This window comes from Streptomyces incanus (genome assembly GCF_042656345.1).
Taxonomy (GTDB): domain Bacteria; phylum Actinomycetota; class Actinomycetes; order Streptomycetales; family Streptomycetaceae; genus Streptomyces; species Streptomyces incanus.
Map to the genome: position 1 here is coordinate 1 of NZ_JBHSPC010000088.1, position 21,154 is coordinate 21,154.

Annotated in this window: 7 protein-coding genes and 2 pseudogenes; 7 read left to right on the forward strand and 2 right to left on the reverse strand. The window is 74.7% G+C overall.

Annotation, left to right across the window (positions count from 1 at the left end; all coding sequences use genetic code 11):
- From ACFP2V_RS26570 to ACFP2V_RS26600, 7 genes and pseudogenes are all read left to right on the forward strand, one after another.
- The coding region (locus tag ACFP2V_RS26570) for an RNA-guided endonuclease TnpB family protein (protein WP_381204274.1) at nt 1–408 on the forward strand (408 nt) is incomplete at its 5' end.
- 35 nt (nt 409–443) lie between these two features.
- Nucleotides 444–1,057: pseudogene (locus ACFP2V_RS26575) on the forward strand (type I glutamate--ammonia ligase); the annotation flags it as partial.
- Between the two features lie 26 nt (nt 1,058–1,083).
- Nucleotides 1,084–1,407, forward strand: a pseudogene (locus ACFP2V_RS26580) (aldehyde dehydrogenase family protein); the annotation flags it as partial.
- Nucleotides 1,408–1,542: 135 nt separating this feature from the next.
- Nucleotides 1,543–7,851 carry an amino acid adenylation domain-containing protein gene (locus ACFP2V_RS26585; protein WP_381217581.1) on the forward strand — a complete coding sequence of 2,103 codons (6,309 nt, stop codon included), beginning with the start codon at nt 1,543–1,545 and terminating at the stop codon, nt 7,849–7,851.
- Nucleotides 7,852–7,973: 122 nt separating this feature from the next.
- Nucleotides 7,974–15,326, forward strand: a complete 7,353-nt coding sequence (locus ACFP2V_RS26590; protein ID WP_381217584.1) for an amino acid adenylation domain-containing protein — start codon at nt 7,974–7,976, stop codon at nt 15,324–15,326.
- Nucleotides 15,323–16,558: a cytochrome P450 gene (locus ACFP2V_RS26595; RefSeq protein WP_381217587.1), complete on the forward strand. Its 1,236-nt coding sequence runs from the start codon at nt 15,323–15,325 to the stop codon at nt 16,556–16,558. The genes ACFP2V_RS26590 and ACFP2V_RS26595 overlap by 4 nt, the downstream gene beginning before the upstream one ends.
- Before the next feature lie 28 nt (nt 16,559–16,586).
- Nucleotides 16,587–17,837, forward strand: a complete 1,251-nt coding sequence (locus ACFP2V_RS26600) for an MFS transporter (RefSeq protein ID WP_381217589.1) — start codon at nt 16,587–16,589, stop codon at nt 17,835–17,837.
- Nucleotides 17,838–17,847: 10 nt separating this feature from the next.
- Here ACFP2V_RS26600 and ACFP2V_RS26605 read toward each other — a convergent pair whose 3' ends face one another.
- Entirely contained in the window at nt 17,848–20,760 is a 2,913-nt protein-coding gene (locus ACFP2V_RS26605) for an ATP-binding protein (RefSeq protein WP_381217592.1), read from the reverse strand.
- 131 nt (nt 20,761–20,891) lie between these two features.
- Nucleotides 20,892–21,089: a hypothetical protein gene (locus ACFP2V_RS26610; protein ID WP_381217594.1), complete on the reverse strand. Its 198-nt coding sequence runs from the start codon at nt 21,087–21,089 to the stop codon at nt 20,892–20,894.
- Nucleotides 21,090–21,154 lie beyond the last annotated feature (65 nt).

Here is a 21,154-nt window from a genome sequence, read left to right on the forward strand (position 1 = left end):
CTCGTTCGTGAGAACCAAACGATCGTGATCGAGGACCTGACCGTGCGCAACATGGTCAAGAATCACACGCTCGCCCGGGCCATCTCGGACGCGGGCTGGAGCGAGTTCCGCTCCATGCTGGAGTACAAGGCGGCCTGGTACGGGCGGGAAGTCATCGCGGTCGACCGCTTCTTCCCCTCCTCCAGGCTGTGCTCCGCCTGCGGCACCTTGCAGAAGAAGATGCCGCTGCACGTCCGCACCTGGACCTGCGACTGCGGCACGACCCACGACCGGGACGTGAACGCGGCGAAGAACCTTCTGGCGGCCGGGCTGGCCGTGTCTGTCTGTGGAGCCGGTGTAAGACCTCAACGGAGTTCTCCGGGCGGGCGGTCGGCGGCGAAGCAGAAACCCCCACGGCGCGAGCCGTAGGAATCCCCCTCGTTCACGAGGGGGAGGAAGCCAAGGCCAAGTACAACGAACGCGAGGGCAACTCCTGCCACATCCACCTCTCCCTCGCCGCCCCGACGGCACCAGCGCCATGCCGGGTTCCGTCCAGGATCCGGACGCCATGTCGGACGTCATGCGGCACTTCCTCGCCGGACAGCTCGTCGCGTTCCGCGAGTTCTCCCTGCTCTACGCCCCGCACATCAACTCCTACAAGCGGTTCCAGCCGGGCTCCTTCGCGCCGATTGTCGTCGCCTGGGGGTACCACAACCGCACCTGTGCCCTGCGCGTCGTCGGCCACGGCCGCTCCCTGCGCTTCGAGAACCGGCTGCCCGGCGGTGACGTCAACCCGCATCTCGCCGTGGCGGGCATGGTCGCGGCCGGGCTGTACGGCGTCGAGCACGGGCTGGAACTGCCCGAGCCCTGCTGCGGCAACGCCTACGCCGCCGACTTCGAGCACGTCCCGACGACCCTGCGGGAAGCCGCAGAGCTGTGGGAGAACAGCACCATCGCGAAGGCCGCCTTCGGCGACGAGGTCGTCGCGCACTACCGCAACATGGCGCGCGTCGAGGTGGACGTCTACGACGCCGCGGTCACCGACTGGGAGCTGAGCCGCTCCTTCGAACGCATGTGAGGCTCCCGTTGCCGCTGCCCGACGCATTGCCCGGTGAGGTGCCTTTGCCCGACGAGCTGCGCGTACTGAACCCCGCCACCGAAGAGGTCGTCGCCACCGTTCCCGCCGCCTCCGCGGCCGACGTCGACGCCGCCGTCGCAACGGCCGCGCGGGCGCAGACGACCTGGGCCGCCCTCGCCCCCGGCGACCGCGCCCGGCTGCTGCGCCGCTTCGCCACCGTCGTCGACGAGCACCTGGAGGAGCCGGCCCGCCTCGAGGTCCAAGAAGCCGGGCACACCCTCGGCAACGCGCGCTGGGAGGCCGGAAACGTCCGGGACCTGCTCGACTACGCCGGCCGCCCCGTGCCCCGCAGCAGCGCGTGAACCAGTCGCCGAGGATCGCGTCCACGACGGCAGTCCGCTCTGCTCGCGGTGCTGCGTCTTCTTCCCTATGGGCCCTCGGCCGCCGACGGCAGTCTGCTGCCAAACACGGCTTGGAGGCTCACAGTGACAGCAGGACCGGCCCCCGAGAGGGCACCGAACGGCGTCGACTTCCCCACGGCATCCTTCGCGCAGCGCCGGCTGTGGTTCCTGGACCAGTTGGCCGGTTCCTCCACCGGATCCATGCTCCCGCTGGTCCTGCGGTTGCGGGGTCCGCTGGACGTGGACCGCCTGGAGCGGTCGCTGTCCGGGATCATGACGCGGCACGAGGTGCTGCGCACCCGGTTCCGCGCCGTCGGCGGGGAGCCGGTGCCGGTGGTCGACGCCCCCGCGGGCGTCGAACTGGAGCGGGTCGAGGCGGACGGGGCCGAGGAGCTGTTCGTCCGCCGGCTGGGACGCCCCGTCGACCTGTCCGCCCAGCACCCGGTCCGGGCCGTGCTCGCCCGCGTGGCGCCCGACGAGCACCTGCTGCTCGTCGAGGTGCACCACATCGCCGTGGACGGCTGGTCGTGGGGCGTCCTGCTGGACGAACTGGCCGCCGGATACCGCGGCGAGCCGGTCGCCGCGCCCGCCCTGCGGTACGCCGACCTCGCCCGCGCCCAGTCCGAACGCCTGCGCGGCGAACGGCTGGAACGGCTCCTGGGCCACTGGCGCGAACGGCTGCGCGGCCTCACCCCGCTCGACCTGCCCACCGACCGGCCGCGACCACGAGTCTGGGACGGCTCCGGCGACGTGGTCCGCTTCGACCTGCCGGCCGACCTGGTCGCCGCCGTCGACGCCCTGGCCCGCTCCCGGCGCGCCACCCGCTACACGCTCCTGCTCACCGCCTACCAGGCCCTCCTCGGCCACTGGGCGGGCCGCACCGACGTCGCCGTCTGCAGCACGCTCGCCGACCGGGCCCGGCGGGGCGCCGACACGCTCATCGGCCCCCTGGTCAATACCGTCGTACTGCGCACCGACCTGTCCGGCAGGCCCGGCTTCGGCGCCCTGCTGGACCGGGCGCGCGGCCGGGTGCCGGTGGACCTCGCCCACGCCGAGGCCCCCTTCGACCTCGTCGTCGGCGCGCTCGGCGGCTCCCGGGACCTGTCCCGGCACCCGCTCGCCCAGGCCTCGTTCACCCTGCTCAACGCGCCGATCAAACCGGTGGAGATACCCGGCCTGGAGGTGACGCTGGTCGAACCGCCGCTCACCGAGACCCCGCTGGACGTCTTCCTGGACCTGACCCTGCGGGCCGACGGAAGCGTCGCCGCCATCCTCCAGTACGCCACCGCGCTCTTCGACGCCGCCACCATGCGTGCCTTCGCCCGCTCCTACACGGCCCTGCTCAGGGCGGTCCTGGCCGACCCCGACACCCCCGTGCGGGACCTGATGCGCGCCCTGCCCGACGGCCCCGGCGGCCGCGGCCGTCCCCGGCCCGACTGGCACCGGGCACCCGACCGCACGGCGGACCCCGCGCCGCCGGTCGCCTTCTCCGGCAGCCCCGACGCCACCGCGCTGCGCTGCGGCGAGGACAGCGTCAGCTACGCGGAACTGGACGCCATGACCGGCTCACTCGCCGCCGCGCTGCGCGCCGCCGGGGTGAGTGCGGGCGATCCCGTGGGCGTGCTCCTGCGCCGAGGCCTGTGGTCCGTCGCCGCCATCGAGGGCGTCTGGCGGGCCGGAGGAGCCTACGTGCCCCTCGACCCCGAACTCCCCGCCGAGCGGCTGCGATACATGGCCGAGGAGGCCGGACTGGCCTGCGTGGTCGTCGAACCCGCCACCGCCACCGCCGCCGTCCCGCTCGCGCCGGTGACGGTGGACGTCACCGCGGTCGGCCCGGCCGCGGACGGTCCCCGCCACCGGCCGCACCCCCGCGAACTGGCCCACGTCGTCTTCACCTCCGGGTCCACCGGCCGGCCCAAGGCGGTCGGTGTCGAGCACGCCGCCCTCGCCTCGCACGTCGCCGCCGCCCGGCAGCGCTTCGGGATCACCTCCACGGACCGGGTGCTGGCCTTCGCCTCCTTCGCCTTCGACGCCTCACTGGACCAGGTGCTGCCCGCCCTCACCTGTGGTGCCACCGTCGTCATGCGGCCCGACGAGCCCTGGCTGCCCACGCAGGTGCCCGAGATCGTCCAGCGGCACGACCTCACCGTCGTCAACGTGCCGCCCACCTACTGGTCCGAACTCACGCTCTGCCTCGACCGGCGGCTGGCCGCCGCCCTGGGCTCCCTGCGGCTGCTGATCCTCGGCGGCGAGGCCGTCCCGCCCGACACCCTCGCCGTCTGGCGCGCCGCCGTCCCCCGGGCCCGGGTCTGCAACGCCTACGGCCCCACCGAGACCACGGTCACCGCCACCACCCACGACGCCGACGACGCCGACGACCCGCCCGGGGACACCGTGCCCATCGGCCGGCCCCTGGGCGACCGCCGCGTGTACGTCGTCGACGCCGACGGCGAGCCGGTGCCGGTCGGCGTCGGCGGCGAACTCCTCATCGGCGGCACGGAGGTGGCCCGCGGCTACCTCGGGCGCCCCGCGCTGACCGCCGAGCGCTTCGTGCCCGACCCCTACGGGCCGCCCGGCGGCCGCCTCTACCGCACCGGCGACCTGGTGCGCTGGACGCCCGGCGGCGCACTGGAGTTCCTCGGCCGCCGCGACGACCAGGTCAAGATCCGCGGCTTCCGGATCGAACTCGGCGAAGTGGAGACGGTGCTGCGCGCCTGCCCGCTGGTCGCCGCTGCCGCCGCCCGCCCCGACCGGGCCACCGGCCGCGGTCTGACCGGCTACGTCGTACCGGCCCCGGACGCGCCCGCCGCCCCCGACCGGGCGGAACTGCGCGCCTGGTGCGCCCGCTACCTGCCGCACTACGCCGTACCGTCCGAGTTCGTCGTCCTGGACGCCCTCCCGGTCGGCGTCTCCGGCAAACTCGACCGCTCCGCCCTGCCCGACCCCGCGCACACCCGCCCCGTCGACGACCCCGCGTACACCGCGCCCCGCGACGAGACCGAGCGGATCGTCGCCGAGGTGTGGGCCGACGTCCTGGGCCTGGACCGGATCGGCCTGGACGACAGCTTCTTCGACCTCGGCGGCCACTCCCTGCTCGCCACCATGGCGGTCTCCCGGATCGCCCAGCGCCTCGGCCGCGAGATCGAGCTGCGCACCGTCTTCGAGCACCCCACCGTCCGGGGGTTCGCCCCGCGGGTGACCGCCGCCCGCGTCGGCGGCACCACCGGCGTCGTCCCCGTCGACCGCGGCGGGCCGCTGCCGCTGTCCTTCGCACAGGAGCGCCTGTGGTTCCTGGACCGCACCTCCGACCGGGGCGAGTCGTACCTGCTGTGGTACTGCTGGCGGGTGCGCGGCGGCCTGGACCGCGCCGCGTGGCAGGCGGCCCTGGACGACCTGGTCGAACGGCACGAGGTGCTGCGCACCGCCCTCGTCGAGTCCGACGGCCGCCCCGTGCAGCAGGTCCGCGACCCGGCCCCGGTGCCCCTGCGCTGGGAGCGGGCACCGCAGGCCCCGGACGAGCGGGCCCGCCTGGAGGCCGTACGGAGCCTGGCCGCCGCCCATGCCGGACGCCGCTTCGACCTCGCCCGGCCACCGCTGCTGCGGGCCGGCGTCTGGGAACTGTCCGACGACGACCACGTCGTCCTGCTCGCCTTCCACCACGCCGTCACCGACGGCTGGTCCAAGAGCGTCCTGCTGGACGAGCTCGGCCGCCACTACACGGCCCGCCTGACGGGCACGGGCGCCCGGCCGGCGCCCCTGTCCGTGCAGTACGGCGACTTCGCCGTGTGGCAGCGCGACCGCGCCGACCGCGGCGCCCTGGAACCGCAACTCGCCTATTGGGAAAGGGTCCTCGAGAACGCTCCCGTGCTGGAACTGCCCACGGACCGGCCGCGGCCCCCCGCCTTCACCGGTCGGGGCGGCGCGGTCGAGATCGACCTGCCCCGCGCACTCGTCGACCGGGCCGACGCCCTCGCCCGCGAGCGCGGCGCGACCCGCTTCATGGTGCTGCTGGCCGCCGCCCAGACGGTACTGGCCCGCTGGACCGGGCAGACCGACATCTGCGTGGGCACCCCCGTCGCCGGACGCGGACGCCTCGAACTGGAGCCGCTGGTCGGCTTCTTCGTCAACACCGTCGTCCTGCGCACCGACCTGTCCGGACGGCCCGCCTTCGGCACGCTCGTGGACCGGGTGCGCGACGTCGTCCTGGGCGCCTTCGACCACCAGGAGGTGCCGTTCGAGCAGGTCGTGGAGCGGCTCCGCCCGGAGCGCGACCTGTCCCGCAACCCGCTGTTCCAGGCCATGGTCGACGTTCAGGAGTCCACGGAGGCCGGCATCGGCCTGCCCGGCCTGGAGACCGCCGACTTCACGCTGCCCTGGGGCTCGGCCAAGTTCGACCTGACCGCCACCTTCGTGGTCCGGCCGGACCGGTTCGCGCTCAACGTCGAGTACGCCGCCGACCTGTTCGGCCCGGACACCGCGACCCGGTTCGCCCACCACGTCGGCCGCGTCCTCGAAGCCCTGCTGGCCGACCCCACCGCTCGCGCCGACGAGGCAGCCCTGCTCTCGGCGGACGAACGGCACCGCCTCCTCGCGGGCGCCGGGCGGGAGACGGCGCCGGCGCCGGCGCCGGCGTTCGAGGTGGCGGGCGTGCCGCACGCCCCCGCCGTCGTCTGCGAGGACACGGCCCTCGACTACGCCCGCCTGGACGCCCTCACCGGAGGGCTCGCCGCGGCCCTGACGCGCGCGGGCACGGTCCCGGGCGACGCCGTCGGTGTGTGCGTCGGCCGCGGTGTGTGGTCCGTGGCGGCGATGCTCGCCGTCTGGCGGGCGGGCGGCGTCTACGTCCCGCTCGACCCCCGGCTCCCCGAGGAACGCCTGCGGTACATGTGCGAGGAGGCCGCCGTACGGCAGGTGGTGTGCGACACGCACACCCGGGGCCGCGCCGCCGCCCTCACGATCGGTGTGGTCGATGCCGACGACGTCCCGACCGACCCCGACGGACCTCGCCACACCCCCCACCGCGACGACCTCGCCTACGTCATCTTCACCTCGGGCTCCACCGGCCGCCCCAAGGCCGTCGGGGTCGAGCACCACGCCCTGGACGCCCATGTCCGCGCCGCTCGCGAGACGTTCGGGCTGACCGCGAGGGACCGGGTGCTCACCTTCGCCTCGACCTCCTTCGACGCCTCCCTCGAGCAGATCCTGCCCGCGCTGAGCACCGGGGCGACGGTGCTCGTACGCCCCGACGACATCTGGGCGCCCCAGGAGCTGGCCGCCCGCGTCGCCGCCGAGCGGGTGACGGTCATGGAGCTGACACCGTCGTACTGGACGGAACTGGTCGCCCGCCTGGACACGCTGGCTCCCCGACTGGCCTCCCTGCGGCTGCTGGTGACCGGGGGAGAGGCACTGCCCGCCGACCCCCTGGAGCACTGGTTCGCGCACCTGCCCGGCGTGCCCGTGGTCAACACGTACGGCCCAACCGAGACGGTGATCTCCGCCACCGCGCACACCCTCGCCGGGGCACCGGCCGGCCGGGTGCCCATCGGCCGCCCGCTGGGCGGCCGCCGCACCTACGTGGTCGACCCGCTCGGCGAACCCGTACCGCTCGGCGTGCCCGGAGAACTCCTCATCGGCGGACCGGAGGTGGCCCGCGGCTACCTGGGGCGGCCCGCCCTCACCGCCGAGCGGTTCGTCCCCGACCCGTTCGGCGCGCGAGGCGGCCGCCTCTACCGCACCGGCGACGTGGTGCGCCGACTGGCCGGCGGCGTACTCGAGTTCCTCGGCCGCAACGACGACCAGGTCAAGATCCGTGGCTTCCGCGTCGAACCGGGAGAGGCCGAGGCGGTCCTGCGCGGGCACCCGGGGGTGCGGGGCGCGGCCGTCGTGGTGCGCACCCTGAACGGCGAGAGCGCCCTCGTCGGCTACGCCGCGGGTGGCGGTCTGTCGGAGGAATCCCTGCGCACGCACTGCCGGGCCCATCTGCCCCACCACCTCGTCCCCTCGGCGTTCGTCCTCCTGGACGCCCTGCCGCTGACCGTGCAGGGCAAGCTGGACACCGCCGCCCTGCCCGAGCCCGAGACGCCCGCGCCGCGGGCCGGCGTCGCACCGCGCACCCCGGCCGAGACGGTCGTGGCGCAGATCTGGTGCGAGGTGCTCGACCTGCCGAAGGTCGGCGTCCACGACGACTTCTTCGCCCTGGGCGGCCACTCCCTGCGCGCGGTGGCGGTCGCCTCCCGCCTGCGGATCGCCTTCGACTGCCCGCTCCGGGTCCGGGACCTCTTCGAGCACCCCACGGTCGAGCGGCTCGCCGCCGAGGTGGAGCGGCGTCTGCTGGAGCTGATCTCGCAGATGAGCGACGACGAGATCGACCTGTCCCTGACGGCCGACCTCTGAGCGTCCCCGACAGGCGACTTCCGACCGTTCGTGACGACCGGCCCCGCCGTCGAGTCCGCGCGCCCTCACCCCTCACCCCTCACCGACTTCCTCTCCCCCAGAACCGAGATCGGAGTGCCCTCATGACCACATCCGACGTGCGTCCCGGCCCCGCCGCCGCGGGCGGCGGCCTGTCCCCGGCGGCCCGGCGCCTGCTGGAGCAGCGGCTGCGCGGCCGGTCCGCGTCCCGGGACACGGGGCCGACCCGGACCCGGCCCCGCCCGGAGCGGATCCCGCTGTCCGCCGCCCAGCAGCGCCTGTACTTCCTGGACCGGCTGGACCCCGGAGCGCCCACCTACCTGCTCCCCGCCGCCTGGCGGGCGACCGGCCCGCTGGACGTGCCGGCCCTGCGCGCGGCCGTCGTCGACCTGGTCGCCCGGCACGAGCAGTTGCGCGTGGTCTTCCCCGAGCACGAGGGCGTCCCGCACCAGCGGGTCCTGCCCGCGGGCGGCACGGTCCTGGACGTGACCGAGGTGAGCGGCGCGGACGCCGAGGACCGCGAGCGCCGCCTGGCCGCCGCCGTGCACGCGGCCGCCCTGCGCCCCTTCGACCTCGCCCGCGAACCCGCCTTCCGCGCCACGCTGGTGCGCGCCGCCGCCGACGACCACGTGCTCGTCCTGGGCATGCACCACATCGTCTCCGACGGCTGGTCCCTCGACCTCGTCGTCCGCGACCTGGCCGAGCTGTACCGGGCCAGGGTCCGGGGAAGCGTCGCGGACCTGCCCGAACTCCCCCTGGACTACACCGACTACGCGATCCGGCAGCGTGAGAGCGACCAGTCGGCCGCGCTGGAGCACTGGCGCACCCGCCTGGCCGGGCTCACCCCGCTGGAGCTGCCGGCCGACCACCCACGTCCCGAAACCCCCGGCAGCCGGGGGGCCGTCCACCAGGTCACCCTGCCGCCCTCCCTCACCGACGCGCTCGCCGCACTGGGGCGGCGCACCGGTACGACCCCCTACATGACCGTGCTGGCCGCCTTCCAGGCCGCGCTGGCCTTCCACACCGGGCAGCGCGACATCGCCGTCGGCACCGTCGTCGCCAACCGGGAACGCGTCGAGACCGAGCAGCTCGTCGGCTTCTTCGTCAACACCCTCGTGCTGCGCGGTGACCTCTCCGACGACCCGACCCCGGCCGCGCTGCTCGCCCGGACCCGGGACCGGGTCCTGGAGGCGTTCTCGCACCAGTCTCTGCCGTTCGAGAAGGTCGTCGAGGCGCTGAGCCCGGACCGCGACCTGGCCCGCAACCCGCTCGTGCAGGTGCTCTACACGCAGTCCGGCACCGCCGCGTCCGGCCTCACCCTCGGGGAGGCGGTCGTGACGCCGTACCGGATCGGCCTCACCACCGCCAAGTTCGATCTCACCCTGGACCTGCGTGACGGCGAGGACCGCACCGAGCTGGCCTTCGTCTACCGGCCCGACCTGTTCGAGGAAGCCTCCGTCGCCGCCCTCGCCCGGCACACCGTCACGCTCCTGGAGGCGTTCTGCGCCACCCCCGACACCCCGCTCAGCACCATCGACCCGCTCACCCCCGCCGAACGCGGCCACCTCCTCGGCCCGGACGGCCCCGCCAACACCGGCGTCACGACCGGGCCCGCCCCGCGGACCGCACCCGAGCGGTTCGCCGAGCACGCGGCCCGCGCCCCGCACGAGGTCGCCGTCAGCGGATCGGGCCGCTCCCTGACCTACGCCCGGCTCGACGCCCGCGCCTCCGCGCTGTCGCGGAGGCTGCGGGCCGCCGGCGTGGCCCGCGGCTCACTCGTCGGCGTCTGCCTCGACCGCACCCCCGACCTGGCGGTGGCCCTGCTCGCCATCTGGCGGGCCGGCGCCGCCTATCTGCCGCTCGACCCCTCCCACCCGCAGGCCCGGCGAGAGTTCACCGTCACCGACGCGGGCATCGACTGGATCGTCACCGACACCGCCACGCGCACCGCCGCCGACTCCCTGCCCGCCCGGACCATGCTGCTCGACGGTTCCGACGGTTCCGACGGTTCCGACGGGCACGCCGCCGACGACGGGCACGGGCCCGACGCGGGCGGCGACATCCGGCCGGCCCCCGACGACCTCGCCTACGTCATCCACACCTCCGGCTCCACCGGCCGGCCCAAGGGCGTGGAGATCACCCACGCCAACCTGGCCTGGCTGCTCGGCGCCGCCGACCGGCACTTCGGTTTCGGCCCGGCCGACGTGTGGACGCTCATGCACTCGCCCGCCTTCGACTTCTCCGTGTGGGAGCTGTGGGCTCCGCTCGCCACCGGCGGACGCGTCGTCGTGCTCACCTCGGACGAGGTGCGCGACCCGGCGGCCGTGCACCGCGTGCTGCGCGAGGAGCGCGTCACCGTCCTCAACCAGACCCCCGCCGCCTTCAAGGGCCTGCGCGCCCACCTGACGGACGCCGGAGCCGGGTTCGACGACCTGGCCCTGCGCACGGTCGTCTTCGGCGGCGACGCCTTCGACGTGCGCGACTACCGCGACTGGTTCACCGCCCCCGGGCACCGGCCCGCCCTGGTGAACATGTACGGCATCACCGAGACCTGCGTGCACGTCACCCTCCGCACCATCACCGAGGACGACGTCCACGGCACCGTCCGCTCGCCCATCGGCCGGCCACTGGCCGGACAGCACGGCTACGTCCTCGACCCCTGGGGCCGGCTCGTGCCGCCCGGCACCGTCGGCGAGCTGTACGTCTCCGGGGGCGGTGTCGCCCGCGGCTACCGCAACCGGCCCGAACTGACCGCCGCACGCTTCCCGGAGGACCCCTTCGGCGCCCCCGGCGCCCGCATGTACCGCACCGGCGACCTGGTGCGGGTGCTGCCCGACGGCGAACTCGCCTACGTGGGCCGCGCCGACCACCAGGTGAAGATCCGCGGCCACCGGATCGAGCCCGGCGAGATCGAGACGGCGCTGCGCGCCCTGCCCGGTGTCGCGGACGTCGCCGTGGTGGCCCGCGCCGACGGCGGTACGGCCCGGCTGGTCGCGCACGTCGTCACGCCCGAGGGGCGCCCGCTCGACCAGCCCGCCCTGCGTGAGGGGCTGCGGCTGAGCCTGCCCGACTACATGGTTCCGGCGCTGTTCGTCCGCCACGAGCGGCTGCCGCTGACCGCCAACGGCAAGGTGGACCGGGCCGTGCTGAGCGCCGTGCGCGCCGACGCGGCCGGACAGCGCACCCACGTGCCGCCCGAGGGGCCGGCCGAGCAGGCCCTGGCCGGCGTGTGGAGCCAGGTCCTCGGCGCCGAGCACATCAGCCGCACCGACAACTTCTTCGACCTCGGCGGCGACTCCATCCTCGCCCTGCGCCTGGTCGGCCTGGGCCGGCTCGCCGGGCTCGCCTTCACCGTCGCCGACGTCTTCCGCGCCCGCACCCTCGCCGACCTGGCCGCGCTCGTCTCCGACGCGACCAGCGCCCCCGAACCGGTCGCCCCCTTCTCCCAGGTGGACCCCGCCGACGCCGACCGGCTGCCCGAAGACCTCGCCGACGCCTACCCGCTCACCATGCTCCAGGCGGGCATGCTGCACGAAATGCTCGCCGACCCCCGGCGCGGCGCCTACCACAACGTCACCGACCTGAAGATCACCGTCCCCGAGGGCTTCGACCTCGACGCCTTCCAGGCCGCCGTGGACGCGCTGGTCGCCGGACACCCGATCCTGCGCACCTCCGTCGACCTCGTCTCCTACCGTGAGCCCCTCCAGCTCGTCCACCGCACCGCCCACTTGCCCGTCGGCTACACCGACCTGCGCCGACTGCCCCGCGAGGAGCAGCGGGCGCGGCTGCGCCGCTTCGTCGACGAGGAGTTCGACCGCCGCTTCGACCTGGCCGCGGCACCCCTCGTGCGCCTCCACCTGCACCACGTCACCGACCACGACCTGCGGCTCGTCCTCACCGACTGCCACGTCGTCCTCGACGGCTGGAGCCTGACCTCCCTCGTCGCCGACCTGCTCGCCCTGCACCGGGAGGCCGTCGCCCACCGCACCGCCCCGCAGCCGCCGAACACGCCGCCGTTCGCCGAGTACGTCGCCCTGGAACGCGCCGCGCTGAACAGCGAGGAGTCACTGGCGTACTGGCGCGACCGGCTCGCCGACCTGAGGCCGGTGACCTTCCGCCGCCGGGCGGACGGCGCCGCCGAGGGCCACCCGCCGGTCCACGAGGCCCGCCGTTCCTACGCCCACCTCGCCGAACGCATCGGCCGGCTCGCCAAGGAGGCGGGCGTGCCTCGCCGCACCGTCCTCATCGCCGCCTTCCACCACACCATGAGCCTGTTCGCCGACCGTGACGACAGCGGCCTCGGCCACAGCATCGGCCTGGTGACCAACGGTCGTCCCGAGCTGCCCGGCGCCGACCGGATGCGCGGACTGTTCCTGAACACCGTGCCGTTCGGGGTGACCCGCCCGCGCGGCACCTGGCTCGCCCACCTGAGGGACGTCTTCCGGGCCGAGCAGGACATGCTGCCGCACCGCAGGGTCCCCCTGGTCCGCATCGCCGAACTCCGGCCCACCGAACCGCGGCTGACCGACGCCGTCTTCAACTACGTCAACTTCCACCGCCTCTCCCACGACTCCTGGGACGACTCCCTGGAGATCGCCCGCACCATGTTCCCGCTGCTGGTCAACGCCAGTGTCAACGCCTTCACCCTCGACGCCGACCCGGAGTACGTGGCCCCCGCCACCGCCGAGCAACTGGCCGACGTGTACTGCGCCCAGCTGGAGGCCATGACCGCCGACCCCGACGGCCGTGTCACCCGTCCCGCCCTCACCGGCGCCGCCCGCGCCACCGCCCTCGACGACTGGGCCCGCGGCCCCCTCGTTCCGTCCTCCCCGCTGCTCCTGCACGAGCACATCGCCGCCCACGCCGCCCGCACCCCGGACGCGGCCGCCGTCGAGCACCGCGGACAGCGGGTCACGTACGCGGAACTGCACGAGCAGGCCGAACAGCTGGCGCGTCGGCTGCGACGGCTCGGGGTGGGACCCGAGACGGTGGTCGGCATCTGCGCCGAACGCGGCCCGGACCTGGTGCGCGCCGCCGTCGGTGTGCTGCGCTCCGGCGGCGCGTTCCTGCCGCTGGACCCGCGACACCCCACCGACCGGCTCGCGTTCATGGCGCAGGACAGCGGCATGCGCGTGCTGCTGACCCAGCGGGTCCTCGCCGATGCGGTGCCGTTCGACGGGCCGGTGATCCACCTGGACGCCCCCGCGCAGCCCCAGCAGCCCGTGCCGGGCCCGGAGGCCGACGCCGACACCCTCGCCTACATCATCTACACCTCGGGCTCCACCGGCACGCCCAAGGGCGTGGCCATCGCGCACCGCGGCCTGTCCAACATGCTCGAGGGCCAGCGCGACCTGGTGGACCCGGCCCCCGAGGACCGCGTCCTGCAGTTCGCCTCCTTCGGCTTCGACGCCTCGATCCTGGAACTGACCTGGTCCCTCGCCAACGGCGGCTGCCTGGTCACCGCCCCCGGGGACGACCTGCGCCCCGGCCCCGACCTCGCGCGCACCCTGCGCGAGCACCGCGTCACCGGCGCCATGCTGCCGCCCAGCGCCCTCGCCGTGCTCGGTGAGGACGCCTTCCCCGACCTGAAGGTGCTCCAGGTCGCCGGCGAGGCCTGCCCGGCCGAACTCGCCGACCGGTGGTCGCGCGGCCGGCGCTTCCAGAACGTCTACGGCCTCACCGAGACCACCGTCTGGTCCCTCGCCGCCGACCTCGCCCCCGGCCAGGGCCGTCCGCCCGTCGGCACCCCGATGCGCAACACCCGCGTCCACGTCCTGGACGAGGACCTGCAGCCGGTCCCGGTCGGCGTACCCGGCGAGATCCACCTCGGCGGCGACGCCGTCGGCCGCGGCTACCTGGGCAGGCCCGCCCTCACCGCCGCCACCTACGTACCCGACCCGTACGGCGCCCCCGGCGACCGCCTGTGCCGCACCGGCGACCTCGGCACGCACCGGCCGGACGGCTCCGTGGAGTGGCTGGGCCGCCTCGACTCCCAAGTGAAACTGCGCGGCTTCCGCATCGAACTCGGCGAGATCGAACACGCCCTGCGGCAACTGCCCGAGGTCCGCCAGGCGGTGGTCCTGCACCGCACCGACCTGCCCGGCGAACCCGCCCTCGTCGCCTACCTCGTCGTCTCCACAGAGCGCCGGCCCGCCCCGGAGGAGCTGCGCGGCGCCCTGCGGGCCGCACTGCCCGCGTACATGGTGCCCGCCCGGTTCGTCGTCCTCGACGAGATGCCCGTCAACCGCAGCGGCAAGACCGACAAGCGGGCACTGCCCCTGCCGACGGCCGAACCCGACCGCGCGGACGCCGAGTACGCCGCCCCCTCCAGCGCCGCCGAGAAGATCCTGGCCGAGATCTGGCGCGAGGTCCTCGGCCTCTCCCGGATCGGCGTCCACGACGACTTCTTCCGCATCGGCGGCAGCTCCCTGTCCACCGTCCGCGTCTCCCTCATGGCCGCCGCGCGCGGCCTGCCGGTCTCCGTGGGCGACCTGATCGAGCACCCCACCCTCGCCCGGCTGGCCGAGCACGCCGTCCGGGCGGCGGGCGAGGGCCTGCCGGCCGCCGTCACCTCCGAGGTACGGCTCCGCGAAGGCGCGGGGGAGCCCCTGTGGTGCGTGCACCCCACCGGCGGCAGCGCCGCCTGGTTCGTCCCGCTCTCCCGCGCCCTGCCGCCCGGTCGCCCCGTGCACGCCTTCCAGGCGCGCGGCCTGCTCGGCGGCATCGATCCGAGCACCGTGACGGGCATCGCCGCCAACTACGTCGCCGAGATCACCGAACGCGGTGACATCGGCCCGCACGCCCTGCTCGGCTGGTCCATGGGCGCCAACATCGCCCTGGAGATGGCCACCCAACTGCACCGGGCCGGACACACCGTCGCGCCGCTGGTCCTGATCGAGCCGTACCTGCCCAACACCGCCGCCCGCACCCGTCTCGACGGGGTCACCCGCGACCTGCGCGAAGCGCTGCGCCTGCGGGACCGGCTGCGTGAACTGCGGCCCTCGCCGCAGCGCGACCGGGCCACCGCCGAGCTCACCGCCACCCTGCTGGGAGCGGGCATGAGCCCGGCCGAGGCGGCCCTCGTCGAAAGCGCCCCGATCGAGGTGTGGCACTCGCTGCTCGCCGCCCTCGCCGCCTACGAGGTCCGCCCCTATCCCGGACACGTGCACCTCGTGGTGGGCAGCGAGGCCGCCGAACTGCCGCGCGGCCGCACCATGCCCGGCCTGGACGTCGACTACGACACCTACGTCGCCCGCTGGCGCGAGGTGGCCGGCGGCGGGCTCACGCTGCACATCAGCGACGGCGACCACATGTCGATGATGGCCGAGCCCCGGGTGCACGGCATCGCCGCCCTGCTCGCCGGCATCGAGCACACCGGCACCAACGAGGCCGTCGGCACCACCACGAGCGCCACGACGAGCACCACCCCCGACACCGGGACGGGAGAGACCCGATGACCACCCGTGCCCCCGCACCCGTCCTCCCCGAGCGCTACCTGCTCTCCCCGGACATGATCGCCGACCCCTACGACCACCTCGACGCCCTGCGGGAGCAGGCCCCCGTCCACTGGAGCCCCCTGCACCACGCCTGGCTCGTCACCGGCTACGAGCAGGTGATGAGCTGCCTGCGCGACCCCGCGGTCTCCGCCGACCGGGTACGGCCGCTGATGGACGCCGTCCCGCAGGGAGCCCGCGAGGACGCCGAGCGGGCCTTCGGCATCCTCTCGCGCTGGATGGTCTTCAACGACCCGCCCCGGCACCGCAGGCTGCGCCGGGTCTTCCAGGAGGCGTTCGCCGCCCGCGCCGTGGCCCGCTACCGCGCCTTCACCGAGAAGGCGACCCGCGCCGTCCTCGCCCGCAAGGCCGTGCCCGGCAGCACCGGCGACCTCATGGCCGGCGTCGCCAAGCCGCTGCCCGCCCTGGTGTTTGCCCGCTGGCTCGGCATCCCGCCCACCGACGGGCCCTCCTTCTGGTATTGGAACACCCGCGTCGCCGACCTCGTCCTCGGCACCGCCCAGGAGGAGAGCGAGTACCGGGCCTCCCTCCAGGCACTGGTGAGCCTGGAGGACTACCTCGGCGCCCTCGTCGCCCGGCGCCGCGCCGAACCGGGTGACGACCTGATCAGCCAGGTGCTCCGCGAGGGCAGGGTCGGCGACTCGGTCAGCGAGGAGGAGTTCGTCGGCATGCTCACCCAGATGGCGTTCGCCGGCGGGGAGACCACCAGCAACCTCATCGCCAACACCGTCCTGGCCCTGCTCACCCGTCCCGACCGGCTGGCCGCCGTCCGGGCGGAGCCCGAACTGGCCCAGGGGGCGGTGGAGGAGACCCTGCGGCTGGACGGCCCGTCCAAGATGTCCATCCGCACCGCCGCCCGCGACCTCGACCTCGACGGCCGCACCCTGCGGGCCGGGGACCGGATCTTCCTCGTGACCGCCGCCGCCAACCGCGACCCGGCCCGCTTCCCCGACCCCGGCCGGTTCGACGTCCGCCGCTCGGGCGCCACCCACCTCGGGTTCGGCTTCGGCGCCCACTTCTGCATCGGCGCCGCCCTGGCCCGGCTGGTGGCCGTGGCCGCCGTACGGACGCTGGTGTGCGACCACCCCGGCCTGACCCTCGCCGATCCCGGGGGCCTGGCCTGGCAGCCCTCCCTGCTCAACCGCAGCCTCACCGCCCTGCCCGTCCACTACTGACCGGACCCGGTCCGACGAAAGGCACACCATGGCCACCACCCTCACCGGCGCCGGTCCGCGGTTGTGGGCACCCGCCCGGCACCGGTCCTTCCGCCTCCTGTGGACGGGGCAGGCACTGTCCCTGCTCGGCGACGGCTTCAGCGTCATCGCGTTCTCCTGGATCACCCTCGGCCTGACCGGATCCACCCTCACCCTCGGCTACGTCCTGGCCTTCCAGGCCGTCCCCCGAGCCCTGTTCACCCTGGTGGGCGGCAGCCTCAGCGACTCCTGGTCCCCGCGCGTCCTGATGGTCGCGTCCAGCTGGACGCGGGCGGTGCTGATGGCGGCCGTCGGACTCACCGGACTGAGCGGTCACCTGACGGTGTGGATGCTGTGCGCCGCGGCCGCCGCCTTCGGCACCGTCGACGCCTTCTTCCAGCCCGCGCGCGTCTCCATCCTGCCCTCGGTCGTGGACGACGAACTGCTCACCCCGGCCAACGCGCTGATGGGGGTCGGCGCGCGGACCGCCGCCGTCGTCGGCCCGGCCGTCGGCGGCCTGGTCATCGCCCTGACCCGGGCGCCGGTCGCCTTCCTCGTCGACGCCGTCTGCTTCGCCCTGTGCGGTCTGTGCGTGGCACGCGTCCGCACCCGTCCCCCGGCGGCCCGCAAAGCCCCCGCCGGCCCGGTGGAGGAGCAGACGTCCCTCGTCGCCCGTATCCGCGAGGGCGTCACCTACACCGCCCGCGACCCGCGGCTGCGGACCGTCGTCGCCCTCGACACCGCCGTCAACTTCTGCTACGCCGGGCCCTTCACGGTCGGCTTCGCCACCCTCGCCGACCAGGTGCTGCGCGGCGGCTCGGCCACGCTCGGCGTGCTCAACGGCTCCCTCGCCGGCGGAGCGGTGCTCGGCACACTCGTCGGAGGCGCCGTCGGCGGGCGGCCCAGGGTCGGCCTGCTGGTGGCCGCGCTGGCGGGCTGGCTGGGCGTGGGAATGGCGGTCCTGGGCCTGGTGCACAGCACTCCGGTCGTCGTGGCGACCGTCCTCGCCATGGGCTTCGCCATCGGCTTCCAGGGCGTGTTCGGACTGAGCTGGATCCAGCGCAACATCCCCCAGGACGTGCTCAGCCGCGTCGTCTCCGTCGACATGGTCCTCGGCTACGCCGTCGCCCCGCTGTCGCTGATCCTGTGCGGGGCGCTGGCCGGGAAGGACACGTTCGCCCTGTTCGGGGTGGTGGCTCTGGTGCTCGCCGCGACGGGCCTGGCGGTGCTGGGGTCCAGGGCGGTGCGCGGGATGCGGTAGCCGAGGCGTCCTACCCCCGGAAGGCGGCCGACCGCGCGCACAGGTCCGCGCGGTTGGCCGACCCCGTCTTGGTGATGAGGCTCGCGATGTGCTTCTCCGCCGTGCGGGGCGAGATGAACAGACGGTCGGCGATGTCCCTGTTGCTGAGCCGTTCCGCGAGCAGCCGGAACACGTCGAACTCCCGGACGGTCACGCCCTGCGCGCGCAGCTTCTCCGGGATCTGGCTGGTGCCGGAGCGATGCTGGTGCACCGGGGCGCCGAGCCTGCGCAGTCCCGCCCGGCAGGCGCCGGTCACGGCCGCGACATCCCGCTCGTGGAAGTAGTGCTCGGCCCGGCGCAGCCAGCCCACCGGATCGCCCCAGCCGTCCCGGTGCCCCGCGTCCGCGATCAGCCGCAGCCCCAGGTGCTGGGCGAGCGGATAGGGCTGCGCCACCGCCAGCGCCGACTCCACCGCCGCCGTCGCGCGCGGCCCCGCTCCCTCCCTGCCCAGCAGCACGGCGTCGGCGAGCAGCACGAACTGGCGGTTCCACCGCATCCGGGCCATCGCCGTGGCGGTGATCTCCTCGTGCCGTGCCCGCCCCGCGTCACCGGCGAGCACGTCCAGCAGCAGGACCAGGCCGTGGGTGCCGCCGAGGTGGTAGGTGGAGGGGTTGCCCGCCTCCAGCGCCTGCACCGACCGCAGCTCCGCGCGCGCCAGGTCGCGGTCCTCCTCCAGCAGCGCGCAGAAGGCGCGGGCCAGGCCGAGACTCAACGGCTCCTCCTGGGAACCGGCGCCGTCCCACTCGGTGAACGCCGCCAGGGCCGTCTCCATCGCCGCCCGGTCCGCGCGGTGCGCCTCCAGGGCGGCCCGTGCCATCAGGACGTACCGCACGGCGGGCGCCAGGCGCAGCCGCCGCACCACGGCCAGGCAGTCGTCCGCCGCCGACCGCGCGCTCTCGTGGTCGCCGCGCAGCACCGCGTCCAGGATGAGGATGCCGTCCACCGTGTGCACGATGTTCACCGAGCCGAGCCGCAGCGCCTCCTCGCGGGCCGCCAGCAGGCCGGAGGTGTCGCCCTCGGCGAGCCAGGCGTTGCCGCCCATGCGGGTGGCCGCGTACATGCGCTGCAGGGGCAGCCGGTGCCGCTCCGCCGTCGCCAGGGCCTGCTGGAGCATCGCCGCGGACTCCTCCGGGTCCCGCTCGCGGGCGACGGTGGCGAGCAGTTCCCGGGCCTGGCAGGCGACCACGGGCAGACCGTGGCGCTCGGCGGTGTCGGCCGCCGACCGGGCCAGCTTCTCCGCGTGCTGGGTGCGGTCCGACCCCGGCGTGTCCAGGGCGAGGTAGGCGGCCGTGACGTCGACGGCCGCCTCCGTCGCCTCGTCCGGGGCGGTCGCCAGGACCTCGCGTGCCCGGTCGATCTGCCGGTTGCCGTCGCTCCACCGCCCCGCCGTGTGGGCCACCTTGGCCAGCCGGGTGTGCAGCGTGGCCAGCCGTACGGCGCTCAGCCCGGCGCCGCCCAGCGCGTGCAGATCCTCGGCCAGGTCGAAGGCGCGGGCGAAGTCGCCGGCCTCCGCGAGGGCGGGCAGCAGGTTCTCCAGCACCGAGGCCCGCGCCGGCAAGTCGTCGGCGTCGGCCAGCAGGCCCTCGGCCCGGCTGAGCAGCGTCACGGCGGAGCCCAGGGCGCCCGCAGCCAGGGCCCGCCCGCCGGCGTCCGCGTACAGCAGTCCCGCCTCCACACGGTCCCCGGCCTCGCAGCGCAGCCCGGCCGCCAGCGTGCACCAATCGCCTTCGAGGCCCGGATGGAGCTCCTCGACGGCCCGTGCGCCCCGTCTCGCCAGGTCCGCCCGCTGACCCGGCGTCATCTGCGTGAACAGGGCCTCGACCGTGGGGGAGTGGCGGAAGGAGTACCAGTCGGGGGCGGGCTCGTCGGGGATGACCAGCCGGGCGGCGACGCCCGCGTGCAGATGACTGAGCAGGGCCCGGTCGTCGACACCGGTCATGTGCTGGAGCACGGTGAGGGGGAAGCGGCGGCCCAGGACGGCGGCGGCCGACAGCAGGGTCAGGCCCTGCGTGCCCAGCCGGTCGATGCGCCGCAGGATGCCCCGGGCCAGCGTCGAGGAAACGTCACGGCGCAGATCGCCGACCACGCGCCAGCCGTCGGTGCCCTGCACCAGCGTGCCCGCCCCGATCATGGACTGGAGCAGTTCCTCCACCAGGTACGGGCTGCCCGCGCTGTCCTCCCACAGACGGTCCGGCACAGCCACCGGCACGTCGTCCGGGGCGTCGACCCCCAGATGCGCCGCCGTCATCTCGACCACCTGGGGCCGGGTCAGCGGCGGCAGTTCGGCCAGGGTCGCGACGCCCCGGCGACGGGCGGACTGCGCCAGGTCCAGCGCGTCGCTGAAATCGGTCCGCACGGTGGCCAGCAGCAGGACCGGCGTGTACTCCAGGTTGTCCACCAGGTATTCGAGGACGCCGAGCGTCTCGGGGTCGGCGTCGTGCAGGTCCTCCAGCAGGAGCAACTGGCCCTGCCCCCGCCCGGCGGCCAGCAGCAGACGCAGCACCGCCTCGCCCAGGATCACCATGGAGCTGCTCTCGCGCTCCCCGGTGTCCCAGTCGGGTATCAGCCGCCCGAGGACCGGCCGGTAGGGACCGAGGGCCAGGTCGTCCAGGGGCTCGCCGCTGCGGAACAGCGACATCAGCGCCTCGGTGAGCGGACGGAACGGCACGGCGGGCCCGGTGGTGCTGCTGCGGCCGCGCAGCACCCGCATACCGGAGCCCAGCGCGCCGCCCACAGCCTCCGCCGCGAGCCGCGACTTGCCCACTCCGGCCTCGCCGATCAGGAAGACGACGCCGCCGTGCCCCTGTCTTGCCTGGGCCATGGCGCGTTCGAGCAGGGTGAGTTGGGGGTCCCGCCCGACGAGGAAAGGCGCATGGGAACGCATGAACGCAGATGATAATCGGCATGTCGGGGCCCGGGGCAGATCGCGGCCCCGACGGAGAACCGCCGGACACGCCGCGGCGCGGGCCCGCCCGGCGGGCCCGCGCCCTCACGCGACTCGACCACCGCGCGGGGTCAGCTCGGCGCGGAGACCGAGGTGTCCAGGGTGCTCAGCGTGATGACGATGCCGCTGGTCAGCACCATCCCGGCCAGGACACGGGCGCGGGCGCAGGCCCGGTTGCGGCCGGTGAGCGTGATCCCGCCCGCCGCGTCCTGCTCGTCGGCGGTGTGCTGGGCGGAGTCGGCGGCAGTGGTGGCGAGGTGCTGGTCCATGAAAGGTGTTCCCCTTCTGTTTTCCGTACGGCGAGCACGGGGTGGAGGTGGAGATGCCATGAGGC